The organism is Poseidonocella pacifica, assembly GCF_900111875.1.
Taxonomy (GTDB): domain Bacteria; phylum Pseudomonadota; class Alphaproteobacteria; order Rhodobacterales; family Rhodobacteraceae; genus Poseidonocella; species Poseidonocella pacifica.
Window position 1 is genome coordinate 21,379 of record NZ_FOJU01000001.1, and the last position, 14,023, is coordinate 35,401.

The following is a 14,023-nucleotide window of genomic DNA, read 5'->3' on the forward strand; positions in this document are numbered from 1 at the left end:
AAGCGCGCTCAGGCGGCTTCTTCTCGCTTCGCTAGCGCGGTTTGCAGTTCCTCGACCGCTGACAGTAGTTCGGTGCGCAAGTCGGGAGATGACAAGCTTCCGGTTTCTACATCGAAATGCTTGCCGAATGGTCCGAACTGGAAATTCGAAACGATGTTGCCGCCATAGAACGGAAAACCGGACATGGCCGCGCCATGCACGTTACGCGCGCCATTCGGCCCGGGCGACGTCGCCATGAGGAGCATAGGCTTTTGCTGAAACACCGTCTTGTCGATCCGACTGCACCAGTCGAAGATATTCTTGAAGGCTGCCGCGTAGCTTCCGTTATATTCTGCAAGCGAGATGATTAGCGCATCGCTCGCGGCGATCTTGGCCTGAAATTCATACGCCAACTGCGGAATGCCTTCTGCCTGCCGCTCGGGGCTGTAGATCGGCATCTCGTAGTCGTTGAGATCGAGGACATCGATCTCAACCGGCATATCGCTTGTTTCCTTCAGCACCTCGGATGCGTGGATCGCAAGCTTCTGGTTGATCGACTGGGTGCTGTTGCTGCCTGCGAATACGAGGACTTTTTGAGTGATCGACATAATTTTTAGTCCCCAATCTTGGTTATGCAGAGCGCCCGAGCGTTTCTTGGATCTGGTCACGGTGCAGATAGAGCACAGCGGCACAGATCAAACCAAGGATGATAGCCGGTACTGCCGAGGGGCCAAGGATGAACATATGTGCAAGCACCGCACCAACCATCGTGGCACCCAGTACGGCCGCCGCCAGCGCCTGACGGCGCGGTATCCACAACAGTATGGCGCCGCCGACCTCAATGATGCCGGCAAGATAGCGGAACCATTGCCCCACGCCGATGGCGTCAAAGGTGGCAACCATCATGTCGACACCTGAGAGTTTTGCGAAACCCGCGGCAACGAAGGCGAGGGTGAGAAGGGCACGAAGGCCAATGGAAAGATAGGTCATCAGAATTTCCCAAGTATGATTGTCTCTTTGAACGCCAGATAACTTGCTGCATATTATTTCTCAATGCGCGAGATCTGGCACGATATGCGCGGAAACTGGACATAGGCGCGATGGACAAGTGGACAGAACTCCGCACGGCGTATTGGGTGGCCAAACTCGGGACCGTGAGTGCGACCGCCGAAGCGCTGGGCTTCCACCGCGCAACGATCAATCGCCATATCGACGTTTTGGAGGCGGAGATTGGCAGCAAGATCTTCATTCGGCATGCGCGTGGCTATGCGCTCACGGAAACCGGACAGGATGTCCTGCGTGTTGCCCAAAAAACCGATGAGTTGATTGAAGATCTCGCGGGGCGCGTGCACGGCGGCAAGTCGGAGATTGAAGGTGAAATCAAGCTGACGATCCTTGCGCCCTTTGCCGGGCTGCTGATGGGCGCAGTCATGCAGTTTCGTTTGGAAAACCCGCGCTGTCTCGTGAACGTCGACGTGGGTGAAGACCTCGCGAAGCTCGAATATGGTGAGGCGCATATCGCTGTGCGGGCAGGCGCCAAGCCGGAGCATCCGGACTACGTTGTCGCGCATCTCGGAGATATCGGAATTGGCCTTTATGCCCATGATAGCTATGCGGCGCGTTGTGGCCTGCCGGCAGACGAGAGTGATCTGGCCGGCCATAGCTTTGTCTTGCCGCACATCCCCACCGAGCGTTTCCCGCTCGGTCGATGGATCAAGGAGCACATTCGGCCCGAGATGATCGCCTTGTCGTCACGCGACGTCTGGCTTGTGACCGAAGCCGTTTTTGCCGGGGCGGGCATTGGGATTGTCAGCGATATTGATGCCGGCTCCCGCGGAGGGCTGCAGCCGGCGTTACTGTCCCGTCCCAGTTGGAGCGTCTCCGGATGGCTGGTCACACATGTCGACTTGCATCGCACGGAAAAGGTCCAGGCCATGTTGCGCTGCCTCAAGGCGAGTGCGGCGGGCAAAACGGTTTCGCCGGCCTAGATGGAACAGAGATGATCATAAGGGCTCCGCCTCTGCCTCGTCGCTGGTCATGGGCAGGCTATAAGCACTGGGGTGGGAGTTCCCTGTGGCGGGTGGCTGCCCCCAAGCGGATTTGCGTTTGCGGAGCGTAGGGATAGAAGCGTGGGGCACAGGGCAGGTGGCTTACCTTCGCAGCGCGATGCGCACCGGATGCGATCCACGCGGTTCTGCGGAGAAGAAGCGGAAGGTGGCCAGAAGCAAAGTTTGCGGGGACAAATGACTAAAACAGTCGATCTCAATGCCGATATGGGCGAAGGCTTTGGAGCTTGGACCATGGGCGACGACGCTGCGCTGCTGGAGATCGTGACATCGGCAAATGTCGCCTGCGGGTTTCATGGCGGCGACTGGGATGTGATGGCCGAAACGATGAGCGCCGCGGTGCGCAAAGGTGCCGGCATAGGGGCGCATCCCGGATTTGCCGATCTGCATGGCTTTGGTCGCAATCGCATGCAGCTTCCGCGTGCTTCGGTGCAGAACCTCGTGCGCTATCAACTCGGCGCGGCTCAGGCGATGGCGCGCGCTGCGGGCGGGAAGGTACGTCACCTGAAACTGCACGGCGCGCTGGCAAATATGGCCTCCGAAGATGAGGGACTGGCGAAAGCCTGTTATGAGGCGGCTCTTTCGGTTGCGCCGAACATTATCATTATGGTGCTGGCGGGCACCGCACAGTACCGAGCGGCAGAGGCACTGGGATGTCCGGTAGCCTGCGAGATCTTTGCTGACCGGGCCTATAACGACAACGCCACCCTGGTGGATCGCAGCCTCCCCGGTGCCATGATCCAGGATCCGATCCTTGCCGGTGCGCGCATGGCCGAGATGGTGCGCGAAGGCGCGATCATCACCGAAAGCGGCAAGCGGATAGAGACCCGGATCGACACTATTTGCCTGCACGGCGATACGCCCGCCGCTGTTCGGATCGCGGCCGAGGTTCGCCGCTCGCTGGAAGCCGATGGCGTCACGCTGGTGCAATTCTCCGGCGAACCCGCTTGATCCACCGGCGGTCCCGGCAGTCGCCATCCGGCTTCAGGTTTACCCCAAAAGATTGCGTTCCTCGTGAACGTGCTCGACCAGATGATGGATATGCCGCGTGCAGATTGCCTGCGCGCGGGCAATATCCTTGGTCGAACATGCGTCCAGCAACTCGGCGTGTTCCTCCATCGACCTGTCGAGGTGTATCCCCGAGATCGTGAACAGGTGAGTGCGCAGCGCCATGAGGGGGCCAATCGTGCTCTCATACACCTTGATCATCGAGTTGTTTTGGCTGCTTGCGATGATGGCGCGGTGAAACCTTATGTCGCCGCGCGAATACTGCTCCGTGTCGGAGGTTCGTATGGCGTCTTGCATCTGCTCCATGCCCGCCTGCAAACCTCGTAGCAGACCGCCATGGTCGCGCTCCATCGCGAGTGCGAGGCAGGCGGTTTCAAGGATATCCCGATGTTCGCAAAGGTCCCGAATGGTGCGATCATCAGGCGAGAAAACAAAGGACCCCCGCTTGGGAGACACCCTTACGAGGCCTTCAATCTGGAGCAATACCAAGGCCTCGCGAACAGGCGACCGACTGATTTGAAGCTGGTCAGCCAGTTTTTGCTCCGACAGCTTGGTCCCAAGGGGAAACGTCCCGAGTATTATCGCCTCGCGTATCCGCTCTGCAGTGAGTTCGGTCACAGATTTCTGCGGGGGGATCGGATCCATTTGGCCTCTTCACAGCGGGAACTTTGCCAGTTGATGGTGAGATCTACCATGTTAGTTGTCAATTGACAGAACCATATTGCATGTAACATGGTAGTTTAGTGTCCGTAGTCCGGGACTCACACGTGAAGTACGAAGGAGATGTTCTTGGCACCCGCGCCCAGTTCGACACAGACCGAAGAGTTGCTGCGCAAATGCGCTAAAAGCGTCGGCGCCGCTCAGGTTCTGCGCGGTGGCGACGATCAAGTCGCTACCTACTGCAAGGATTGGACAGGGCGTTATGCCGCGACACCGCTGGCCGTTGTACGCCCCAAAACTACGCAAGAGGTTTCAGAAATTGTACGCCTTTGCCGTGCCCATGGCGTGCCGGTCGTACCGTCGAGCGGTCGGACGGGGCTTTGCGGGGGTGGGATGCCAATCGCGGATCACAGCAGCATGGTGGTGTCCCTAGAGCGTATGAATGCCGTTCGTGACCTCGATGCCGATGGGCGAAGCATCACGGTAGAGGCCGGCGTGGTCCTTCAGACTGTTCAAGAGAGGGCACGCGACAGTGGGCTGATCTTTCCCCTGACCTTCGGCGCGCAGGGGAGCGCCATGATCGGCGGGGCGCTGTCGACCAATGCGGGTGGATCGAACGTGGTGAAATACGGCACCACGCGTGAGCTTTGTATCGGGATCGAAGCCGTGATGCCCGACGGCTCGGTGATCAATGCGCTTACAGGGCTGCGCAAGGACAACACTGGCTACGATCTGAAGGATTTGCTGATCGGCGCAGAGGGGACGCTTGGGATCGTTACGGCGGCTGTCTTCAAGCTGTCGCCAATACCATTGACCCGCACAACCGGTTTTCTGTCATTGGCTGCCTTGAGCGATGCTCCTGCGGTGTTGAACAGATTGCAGGATCGCACGGGCGGCGGGGTGGAGGCGTTTGAATACATGCCAAGAGCGGCCGTCGATGTGATCTGCAGGGCGTTTCCCGGTATTCGGCAACCGCTCGAAGTACCCGCTGAAACGGGGCTGTTCTTCGAGGTGGCTTCCAGCCGAGCGGACGACGCGACGCAGGGTGACGATGGCGCGTCGCATCTGCAGGACATGGTGTTCGCCGTGCTGGAAGAGATGATGGAAGAGGGCGTGATACTCGATGCGATGATCGCGCAATCGGAGCAGCAGCGGCTTGACCTCTGGACCATGCGGGAATCCGTCCTTGAGGCGATTACCGCCAACGGCCCGGCCTATCACATGGATATTTCACTGCCGCTTGCCGCGATTGCCGAGTTTGTCGCCACGATGGATGACGCAATGGCAAACATGGGGTTTCAACCCCTGACCGTCGGGCATTTGGGTGACGGCAATCTTCACTATGCGCTCAGCGCGGGACCGGGGCAGGATTGGAAGGCTCTGCCATTGGAAAGGGCGAAGGAGGAAGCCTTTGACCTCTTGCTGCGCCTCAAGGGGTCGTTCTCCGCCGAGCACGGGATTGGACAAAGCAAACTCGACGTGATGCGCAAGCTGAAGCAAGAGAGTCAGCTTGCGGCGATGCGCGCCATCAAAGCGGCCCTCGATCCCGAAGGGCTGATGAATCCGGGGAAGCTCATCCCCGCGGAAGGGGGCATGGTTTCACCCCGCCAAGAAACCACTCCAAAGGAGAGGACGCGATGAGAAAGTTGATTGGCATGGGCTTGGTTGCGGCATTGGCCACGGGGTTGGGCGGGCAGGCAAGCGCGCAAGCTCTCTTTGATGGATGCCCGTCGGATCAGATCCTTGAACGTTTCGCCGAGTTCGGTCGCACCGGTAAGATGCCCCCGGATCTGGGAGGTTGGCTGAACAATCCCGAAGCTCAATATGTCGAGCCGTGGTCTCCATTCGATAACGTCGACTATGTCGGGATTTGCTGGGTGTCAGCTTGGCTGGTGCATACGGAGGAGGGCACGGTGCTCATAGACGCGCTCTATGGGCCGTTTACCCAAACGCTTGTCGATAACATCGCCAAAACGGGGACCGATCTGGCTGATATCAAATACGTACTGATGACCCACGGGCATTTCGACCACGTCGGAGGTGCCGCAACGCTCAAACCGTTGCTGCCCAATGCGACCTTCGTGATGACGCAGGGGGGATGGGATGAGGCCGTCGCGGCGTCTGAGGAGTCGCAGGGCGGTCCGCGCGCCTGGGATATGATTGAGCCTGAAATGGTCGTGGCGGATGGCGATAGGATATCGCTGGGGGATAACACATTCACCGTGCTCGAAACGCCGGGCCATACGTGGGGCACGGCATCTTATGTGTACGACGTTCGAGACGAGGGCGAAACGTACCGCGCGATCACCATCGGAGGGTTGGGATTGAATGCAATCGAAGGTCCGCCGCAGGTCGAAGCATTCATCGAGAGCCTTGATCGCATGCGCGCGTTGACAGAGGCGGGGGACATGGGGATCGATGTACACCTCACAACGCATGGGTTTTCGAACAACCTCGATGAGGATCGTCAGGCGCTCGCCGATCGCGTGGATGGGCAGCCAAACGTGATGGTCGATCCGGAGGGATTGTTGGCCCAGATCGAAACGTTGCGCGCCGGAGCCGAAGATCGTTTGGCATCCGAAGAAGCGAAATAACGACGCGGGAAGCTATTCGGGGCCTTTGTGGCCCCGCGACCGTACGCCACTCGATGCGGCGTCTATCGGTAACTTGGGTGGAACGCGGCGCTCCGGTAGGGAGGCGCCGCGCGTTCGGTCTTTCGTCGGCGGCGACAGCTTCACTGTAGGCCAGTGGTTGCCGTGGCCTAACCGGTTCGTTTCACGCGCGCGGCTTGGCCAGTCCGGCGATCACCTTGGTCCGTTTCACGTATTTGCCCCGGATGCTTTCAGCCGCAATTCGGCTGTCATCCTTCGATGCGAGGCTTGCAGTTTCTCCGACGAACCGCAGGCACACACGGGCATGGGCGTCATAGGTTTCGGAAATGGCGCGGCTGATCCTGTCCAGTTCCTCCTCGAAGTCGTCCGGCACGCGCTTGAGCACGCGAAGGCTGGTCACCAACTCCTTGTGGTCGGCGTAAAACAACCCCGAAAAGTGCGGATCATGGGCGGTCATGTCAGGGCGAATGCGGCTTTCATAATCCTCGGGCGAGAAATCGGCAGCGAGATGAAAGGCCACGGTCGACGCTTCCATCAGATCCGCGAAATCACTCAAGACCGCCTGTGTGACCGGTGCATGTTCGCGATCAAGGGTCTCTTCAAGGACGTGCAAGAGATAGAGCATCCCGTGAATGATCAGGAAGAACAGTTGATGTTGCTGCTTCCAGCGGAACAGGGGATCAGCAGTCACGTGGGGGGAGGCGGCCGCCGGTGCCGCCGTGGGGATCAAGGCCCAATCGGCAAGCCGATGCAAACCGCGGGCCAAAGTTTGCAGTTGCACATCTGAGAGCGCCGAGCCGGTCTCTATATCGGCCGCGCAGAGGGGCAGCGCTTTTGCCATCGCGGCGCGCAGCATCTCCACCGGTGCCCCAGAAGCGCGCTCCACCAGAAAGTAGCTGTCAAACAGCCGCTGCGCCCCATCGAGAGTGCTCTCGGAGGGGGCAAACTCTTCATTTGCCACGGCCTGCGTCACGCGGGCGGCGAGCCCTGTCATGGCGTTTCCCGATGCCATCAGTTGAGACATGCGGAAACGGTGCTTCGGCAAGGTGGTCTCGGCTGCGAACCAGTCATGGGGCAGGGGCAGCGTCAGGGATTCGACTTGCATTCTTTCCTCCTCAGGCGGGCTAGAAGCGCCCGCAATCTACCTTCATTTTATCGCCTGTGATGGCAGAGCTAAGGTCGCTGGCGTAGTAGAGCGCTGCGCGCCCGACCTCCTCCGGGGCAACCCAGCGTTTGAGCGCGGCGACATCGGTATAGTTCTCTCGCTCGATCTCCTCGGCGGGACGGCCTTCCGCCTCGGCGCGGCGCGCAAGGATCCGGTCCATGTTTTCACCCGACACCGCGCCGGGCATCAGAGCGTTGACGCGCACCCCTTTGGGGCCAAGCTCGCGCGCCATGGTTTCGGTGATGCCGATCAGAGCGAATTTCGAGGCCACATAGGCCGAGCGCATCGGATAGCCTTGGATGCCCATTAGCGACGACATGTTGATGATAGAGCCTGCGCCCTGGGCGCTCATGATTTTGGCCGCTTCTTGCAGGCAGTACATCGCGCCGACGAGATTGATGTTCATGCAGCCGATCCAGGCATCCATGTCGACATCGGCCACCGGTGCGATGGGGCCGGGGCCACCTGCGTTGTTGAGCAACACATCGACCCGCCCCGTGATCGTCGCAGCCTTGGCAAAGAGTTCCCGCACCTCATCTTGATTGGATACGTCGCAGGCAATGGCATGCCCGCCGATGGTCGCGGCGACTTTTTCAAGTGGTTCTAGCCGGCGTCCCGCGACGACCACGGTCGCTCCGGCATCTGCAAAGACATGGGCTGTGGCTTCGCCGATCCCGCTGCCGCCGCCGGTGATGATGGCAAGTTTTCCGTCCAGACGGGCCGGGTCTCGGGTCATGCTGTATCCTTTTCGAAGTCACGCCCCGGATCGAACAGGGGCATTTCGGGCTCGCGCCCCAGAATGGAATCCCCCATCAGTTGTCCGATGTAGGGGCCGATGGTGTAACCGCCGCGGACGCAGCCCAGAACGAATGCCCCCGGAACGCCGGGCAGTGGGCCAGCCAGCGGATAGAAATCCGGCACATTGGCTTCAAACCCTGTCCAACTGCGCAGAACACGCGCAGACCCCAAGGCGGGCACGGCGTATTGGGCCAGCGCGAGGTTTGGCCGGACGGTGTGTGCATCCACGGTGCCGCGTCCTTCCTGCGGGGTGCCGCGCCCTTGCCAACCGCCGCCGATCAACACGGTGCCGTTCGCCTTTTGCTTCATGGTAAGAAGGCCCGTGGCGTGGCCAATGACACTGCGTATGAGTGGCGGCATTCGCTCGGTTACAGAGACCGTGTTCACCCGCGCGTTGACGGGCAAATCGACATTCAGCAGCGCGGCCAAGGGTTTCAGCCATGCGCCCGCTGCAAGCAAAATTCGCGTCGCACGGATCGTGCCCTGCGGCGTGCTGAGTTCGAAAGGCGCGCCTTCCTTGATTGCCGTGACCTTACACCCTTCGCGGTAGGGTATGTTCGCGTCTTGCAGGCGGCCGCGATAATAGCGGCCTGTCAGGGAGGAGTTGGCATAGCCGTCTTCGGCGCAGAAGCTCGCGGCCTGGACTTTATGCGTCAGATGCGGCTCGGCGTCGCGCAGTCGGTTATTGGCCACAAACTCTATCGGAGCACCTGCCTCAGCCTTGAGCGTTTGGCGCTCGTGCAGCATGTCCGCCTCCCGTGGAGTAAAGGCGAGCGTAAATCCCCCGGTCTTGGCAAAGCCTACGGCATCGCCCATCTGCTCCCAGAGATGATGTCCCCTCAGCGCATAGGGCATCAGTTTGACCCGCTTGATCTGCAAGCTGAGCGTGCCAGCGTTGACCCCCGATGCTCCTTGGCCGAGGTCACCCTGATCCAAGACGATAGCGGTCATGCCTCCTTCCGCCACGCGCAGGGCGGTCGCACAGCCCATGATCCCGCCGCCGATAATCGCGATGTCGTATGGGATCGCTTGGGTCATAGCGGGGCGGGTTTCGGGATAGGCAGGTCGTCATAATCGAAATCACCTGCGGCCTGACTGAGGGGGACTGGTCGCAGCGGTGGGCGCGGCGTTGGTGGTGCGATCTCCGACAGGGGCTTGCCAGTCTGCGCGGCGATGAGTGCCGCAATGGCCGTTTGGCAATACTTGCCTCCGCAGGGGCCCATTCCGGCCCTCCGCCCCGATTTCACCGCATTCGTGCTCTGTGCCCCTATAGCTATTTCTGCGAGGATATCCGCCCGACGGAGGCTCTCACATCTGCACACAATTGTCTCGTCCGTGGTGAGAGCGGCGACGCTCGCACGCGGTTGGCTCAACGCTGTCATGGCGCGGCCAAACTTTGCGGCCCGTCGCCATGGCCGGAGTGACGGCATGTGCGTAGACTTGCCCATATCCCGAGCGACGCGGGCCCCTGTCAGCACTCCCTGCAGAGCCGCCGCAGTGGCCCCCCGAATGCCGCAGCCATCCCCGGTCAGGTATAATCCATCGACCCGAGTTGCGCCGTCCGGTTGAACCTCGGGCACCCAGCCCCCCAAGGCCGGATCATGCAGGATATGGACCCCAAGCATCTGCGCGGCTTCGATCTGGGGGATCAGCCCGTGCCCGACACACACACTGTCGGCGCTAAATTCTTGGCCGGGATCATTTTCTCCCAATCGGCGGGCACGAACACCTGTCACACTGTTTCCGCCAAATACCTCAGAGATCGCATGGCCCCAGAGGATCGGCACGCGCGCCAGCATCAGGTCAGCGACCCAAAGTGCGCCCCGACCGAGCAGTCTGGGTTGCCCCGCCATCGCGGGCAGGGCGCGCGCCCATTCGCCTCGGGTATTTGGCGTGACCACTGCGGCGACCTCGCCGCCCAGACGTCGGATCTCACTGGCGACATAGAAAACAAGTGGGCCCGTGCCGCTGACCACCGTGCGCGTGCCGGGAAGTGTAAGGGATTGTTTGAAAAGGGCCGTGGCCCCGGCGAGACCGATAACCCCCGGCGTTGTCCAGCCCGGTACTGGTTGCACGTATTCACGCGCGCCTGTCGCGAGGATCAGAGCGCTGGCGGCAACCTCATGTGACTCGCCATTTCGCAGAACCTGAAGTGCCCAGCGATCGTCCTGCCGCCGAATATCCCAGACGCGGGCATCGGTGAGTTGCTCCACGGCGCTCTCCGTCAACGCCTGTCGCAAGGCATCGCCAGATTGGCTTTCGGGAGTTTGGGGCGCGGAATGGATGCTGGGCGATTTGCCTCGCCAGACCTGCCCGCCGGGAACAGGCTGTTCGTCGAGCAAGACCACGTCCAGTCCGGCCCGCGCGGCAACGAGCGCGGCGTTGCCACCCGCCGGACCCGCGCCTATCACGGCGATATCATGATGGGTGCTCATCGCACGCGCTCAACAACGAGGTCGGCCGATACGTCCGTTCGGCATGCTTCCACAACCTGCCCATCCACAATGACCGCGCATTCTTGACACAGCCCCATGCAACAGAACGCGCCGCGAGGAGCCCCATCCACTGGCGCGCCGCGCAAACTCAAGTGCCCGGCCCGGGTCAATGCGCTCACAAGGCTCTCGCCCACATGGCCCTCATATGACTGCCCGTCGAAGGTAAAATGTACCTTCTCGGAACGCCTGATCGCGGGCGCATGGTTGGGCACCAGCCGGATCATCGATAGGCGATGCCCAAGTCGTCGAACGTGCGCTTGATCTTGTCGAGATCACCGCCGGAGAGGGGAAGAACCGGATCGCGTGGAACCCCGGCAGGTTGCCCAATGAGGTTGAGTGCCGCCTTGAACGCAGCGGGCCATGTCCCCGTGCCCATGAGCAACTCGTAAAGGACGGTAAGTTGGTGATGCGCCTTGCGATAGGTTTCATCAGGGGCTGCGGTGCCAATGGACGCCATTTCAGACGGCAACAGGTCGGTGAACTCCGGCCCCGTTGCGATGAACCCTTTTGCGCCAAGTGCGAAGGCGGGCAGGATATAATGACAAGGGCCCGTCATGACGGACATCCGGTGCCCGAGGCGGTGGAGAAGGTGGGTATGATAGAAGAAATCCCGCTGGCTCTCCTTGATGCCGATGACGTTGTGATTGTCCAGCAAACGCTCCGTCTGGTCGATGGTGAGTGAGAAACCCATGCGGCGGGGGGAATTATAGAGGACAAGCGGCAGCTTGGTGGCCGCCGAAACCTTGTCGAAGCGCGCCAACAACTCGGGCTCGGACGCCTTGAGCACATAGGTCTGCGGCATCGACAGGAGGACATCTGCGCCATTCTCCTCTGCTGCCCGTATATATGCCAAGGACGCATCTATGGTCGGTGCGGAGATGCCCATCATGACGGGCACGCGGCCTTTTGCGGTATTCTTTGCCAGCCGGACGAGGCGGCCGCGCTCCTCTGCGTTCAACGCCCAGCTTTCGCCGTTGTCGCCAGCGATGCAAACGCACGTCGCTCCGCGCGAGATCAAGAACTCGAAGAGATCGACGAAGGCATCTTCCATGATCTCGCCTCGCTCGTTGAACGGTGTGGCGATGGCTGGCACATAGCCGTGAAGGTCGTCTTTCTGCATGGGTTCAAGTCCTTGGGGCGGGAATTTGACAGGTGAAAACGCCGCCGTACTGGGCGTCCACGATGAAAAGTCGGTGCGGATCTGCGGGATCAAAAGCCACGGATGTGGTCCAGAGCCCCCGTGGCAGGCGTATTTCAGCGACGGGATCACCAAGCGAGTCAAAGACATAGGCCCGGCCTGCTTGCGCTTGTGCGACGGCAAGCCATCCGAGCGCATTGCAAGCCAGCCCATCGGGGCCAAGCCCGCCTGAGAGGTGTAAATAGGTGCCCACCATCGGCGGTTCCTTGTCAGGCAGCCGGGTCGAGAACTTCCACACCTGATTGGCGCGCGTGGCCGCGACATAGACCCATGAGTTGTCAGGTGAAACGGCGATGCCATTCGAATAGGGGACGCAATCCAGTACGCACCGCAATGTGCCGTCGTGCCAGCGGTAGACCCGTCCCCGCGCATCGCTCAGGCTGCTGCGTCCGCTGTCGGTGAACCAGAGTGCGCCATCGGGGCCATAAGTCATGTCCGACAGCCCGAGGAAGGGGGTGGGCGCACCGGAGTGAAGAACAGAGAAACTGGACTTGCCTGTCAGTTCAATGAGGCCATTCCGGTAATCCACTGCGATCCGGCGTCCGTCGGGGGCAAGGCGCATGGCATGGGGTTCGCCGTCGATCTGGTGCATCAGAGCCCAGTCGCCAGCCGGCGAGATGCGAAACACCCGGCCATAGGGCACATCCGAAAGCCACAGGTTGGCGCTTTCATCAAAGAACGCTGCCTCCAGAAAGGAATGCATGGGGTGTCCAGGACGGGTCATCTTCGCCCAGGCCGATGGCTCCCCCCGATGGTGGAATTCGTCCGGTAGGGCGCTCCACTGGGTCGCGGCAAAGGCTGTCATGCAACTGTCCCCGCCTGATAAAGCTCGTCGATCTGCCGGTCTTCTACTCCCAATTCGGACAGGATATCGCGGGAATGCTGCCCCAAAGCCGGCGGCGCGCTTCGCAGTCTCCCGCCCTCGCCATTCAGATGAAAAGCGGTGCCAGGCAGAGAGATGCGGGCGTCCGTAGGGCTTTGTTGGTAGTAGTCACGCGCAGCCAGTTGAGGCAGGGTCACCGCTTCGCTCAGTGTTCTGATCCGTTCGGCTGGAAGGTCCGCGCCGCGCAGACGCTCCACCCATGTATCCGCGTCCGAAGTGGCAAAGATAGCGCGCATCTGCGCCTTCGTTTCCTCTGTCAGCGCCCAGACATCGCCCCAGTCGTGGACATTACCTAATGCGGGCATCGAATGGCCAAGCTCATCGAAAAGCGTGGCCAATTTGCGGTACTGTGCCGGGTGGAAGGCCCCGAGCATCAAGCGCCCCTCCGTGGTCTCATAGCTGGATATGCCTGCTTCCTTTTCCCGATCGACTTCGGCCGGATACTGGGCGGCGGCGGCCTCGGGCGCCATCATCTGCATCGCCACTTCGAGCATGGAAACAGAGATATGCGTTCCAAGGCCCGTGCGCTTCGCCTGATGCAACGCCGCGGCCACGGCGAAAGCAGCGGCATATCCTGTGGCATAATCAACGAAGGAAACCCCCGGTTTCACGCCTCCGCACTGTGCGATGGTGCCGCTCGTGGCCTGAATGACATTGTCATAAGCGCCGTGCTCACCCTGCGGCCCACTTTCGCCATATCCGGTAATTGAGCAATGGATGAGCTTGGGGTTTACCGCCGATAGCGTGTCATATCCCAAGCCAAGAGCAGCCAGAGCGCCGGTGGTGTAGTTTTCGACGAGGATATCGGCGTTCTGGGCGAGCCGTTTGAGTAGGCCGGCCCCTTCGGGTGCGCGCAGATTGAGCGCGAGACAGCGTTTATTGCCCCCTTGAACCTGATAATTCAGCCCAAGCCCTTTGGCGTTCAGCGCGTCATCGGGGCCTCGACCCCGGGCGCAATCTGGGTTGCTGGGGTCTTCGATCTTGATCACTTCCGCGCCGAGCAGTCCAAGTTGATACGTACAGAACGGCCCAGCCAGAACATGGGTGAGGTCCAGAACCTTTATGCCGTCCAATGCGCCCATCACGTCAGTAAAGCCTTGCGATATGAGTGTGTGTCTAATATACAAAACATGATTTTATATGCAATACGCAATGATGT

Annotated in this window: 15 protein-coding genes; 4 read left to right on the forward strand and 11 right to left on the reverse strand. The window is 60.6% G+C overall.

All coding sequences use genetic code 11. The features are described 5' to 3' along the window. Window positions 1–8: 8 nt before the first annotated feature. Complete coding sequence (locus BM234_RS00120; RefSeq protein WP_217645928.1) at window positions 9–647, reverse strand: NADPH-dependent FMN reductase; 639 nt, start codon at window positions 645–647, stop codon at window positions 9–11. Continuing rightward, window positions 610–969: a DoxX family protein gene (locus BM234_RS00125; protein ID WP_092059463.1), complete on the reverse strand. Its 360-nt coding sequence runs from the start codon at window positions 967–969 to the stop codon at window positions 610–612. Before BM234_RS00125 ends, BM234_RS00120 begins: the two co-directional genes overlap by 38 nt. A 110-nt stretch (window positions 970–1,079) precedes the next feature. Between BM234_RS00125 and BM234_RS00130 the strand changes: the two genes are divergently transcribed. Together BM234_RS00130 and BM234_RS00135 are read left to right on the forward strand one after the other, a co-directional pair. Next, window positions 1,080–1,967 (forward strand): LysR family transcriptional regulator, encoded by an 888-nt coding sequence (locus BM234_RS00130; RefSeq protein WP_092059465.1) that lies wholly within the window; start codon window positions 1,080–1,082, stop codon window positions 1,965–1,967. Window positions 1,968–2,222: 255 nt separating this feature from the next. Then, window positions 2,223–2,996, forward strand: coding sequence for a LamB/YcsF family protein (locus BM234_RS00135; protein ID WP_092061246.1), 774 nt, complete (start codon window positions 2,223–2,225; stop codon window positions 2,994–2,996). Window positions 2,997–3,035: 39 nt separating this feature from the next. On the opposite strand, the gene BM234_RS00140 is transcribed toward BM234_RS00135, so the two are convergent. Then, window positions 3,036–3,698, reverse strand: a complete 663-nt coding sequence (locus BM234_RS00140; protein WP_092059467.1) for a GntR family transcriptional regulator — start codon at window positions 3,696–3,698, stop codon at window positions 3,036–3,038. Between the two features lie 144 nt (window positions 3,699–3,842). Between BM234_RS00140 and BM234_RS00145 the strand changes: the two genes are divergently transcribed. Beyond that, entirely contained in the window at window positions 3,843–5,354 is a 1,512-nt protein-coding gene (locus BM234_RS00145; protein WP_245752412.1) for an FAD-binding oxidoreductase, read from the forward strand. Beyond that, window positions 5,351–6,307: an MBL fold metallo-hydrolase gene (locus BM234_RS00150; protein ID WP_092059471.1), complete on the forward strand. Its 957-nt coding sequence runs from the start codon at window positions 5,351–5,353 to the stop codon at window positions 6,305–6,307. The genes BM234_RS00145 and BM234_RS00150 overlap by 4 nt, the downstream gene beginning before the upstream one ends. Before the next feature lie 181 nt (window positions 6,308–6,488). On the opposite strand, the gene BM234_RS00155 is transcribed toward BM234_RS00150, so the two are convergent. From BM234_RS00155 to BM234_RS00190, 8 genes are read right to left on the reverse strand one after another with little or no spacing between them, the layout of a single operon-like run. Continuing rightward, on the reverse strand, window positions 6,489–7,430 hold the full coding sequence (locus tag BM234_RS00155) for a hypothetical protein (protein WP_092059473.1): 942 nt from the start codon (window positions 7,428–7,430) through the stop codon (window positions 6,489–6,491). 19 nt (window positions 7,431–7,449) lie between these two features. Continuing rightward, window positions 7,450–8,226 (reverse strand): SDR family NAD(P)-dependent oxidoreductase, encoded by a 777-nt coding sequence (locus tag BM234_RS00160; RefSeq protein WP_092059475.1) that lies wholly within the window; start codon window positions 8,224–8,226, stop codon window positions 7,450–7,452. Further along, window positions 8,223–9,326 carry an NAD(P)/FAD-dependent oxidoreductase gene (locus tag BM234_RS00165; protein ID WP_092059477.1) on the reverse strand — a complete coding sequence of 368 codons (1,104 nt, stop codon included), beginning with the start codon at window positions 9,324–9,326 and terminating at the stop codon, window positions 8,223–8,225. Before BM234_RS00165 ends, BM234_RS00160 begins: the two co-directional genes overlap by 4 nt. Then, the gene (locus BM234_RS00170) at window positions 9,323–10,723 is read right to left on the reverse strand and encodes an NAD(P)/FAD-dependent oxidoreductase (RefSeq protein WP_092059479.1); all 1,401 of its coding nucleotides are present in this window, start codon (window positions 10,721–10,723) and stop codon (window positions 9,323–9,325) included. Before BM234_RS00170 ends, BM234_RS00165 begins: the two co-directional genes overlap by 4 nt. Then, window positions 10,720–11,007: a (2Fe-2S)-binding protein gene (locus tag BM234_RS17815; RefSeq protein WP_092059481.1), complete on the reverse strand. Its 288-nt coding sequence runs from the start codon at window positions 11,005–11,007 to the stop codon at window positions 10,720–10,722. The genes BM234_RS00170 and BM234_RS17815 overlap by 4 nt, the downstream gene beginning before the upstream one ends. Next, window positions 11,004–11,903, reverse strand: coding sequence for a dihydrodipicolinate synthase family protein (locus tag BM234_RS00180; protein WP_092059483.1), 900 nt, complete (start codon window positions 11,901–11,903; stop codon window positions 11,004–11,006). The genes BM234_RS17815 and BM234_RS00180 overlap by 4 nt, the downstream gene beginning before the upstream one ends. Before the next feature lie 4 nt (window positions 11,904–11,907). Beyond that, on the reverse strand, window positions 11,908–12,786 hold the full coding sequence (locus BM234_RS00185; protein ID WP_092059484.1) for an SMP-30/gluconolactonase/LRE family protein: 879 nt from the start codon (window positions 12,784–12,786) through the stop codon (window positions 11,908–11,910). Beyond that, window positions 12,783–13,991: a CaiB/BaiF CoA transferase family protein gene (locus tag BM234_RS00190; protein WP_217645930.1), complete on the reverse strand. Its 1,209-nt coding sequence runs from the start codon at window positions 13,989–13,991 to the stop codon at window positions 12,783–12,785. Before BM234_RS00190 ends, BM234_RS00185 begins: the two co-directional genes overlap by 4 nt. Between the last annotated feature and the right edge of the window lie 32 nt (window positions 13,992–14,023).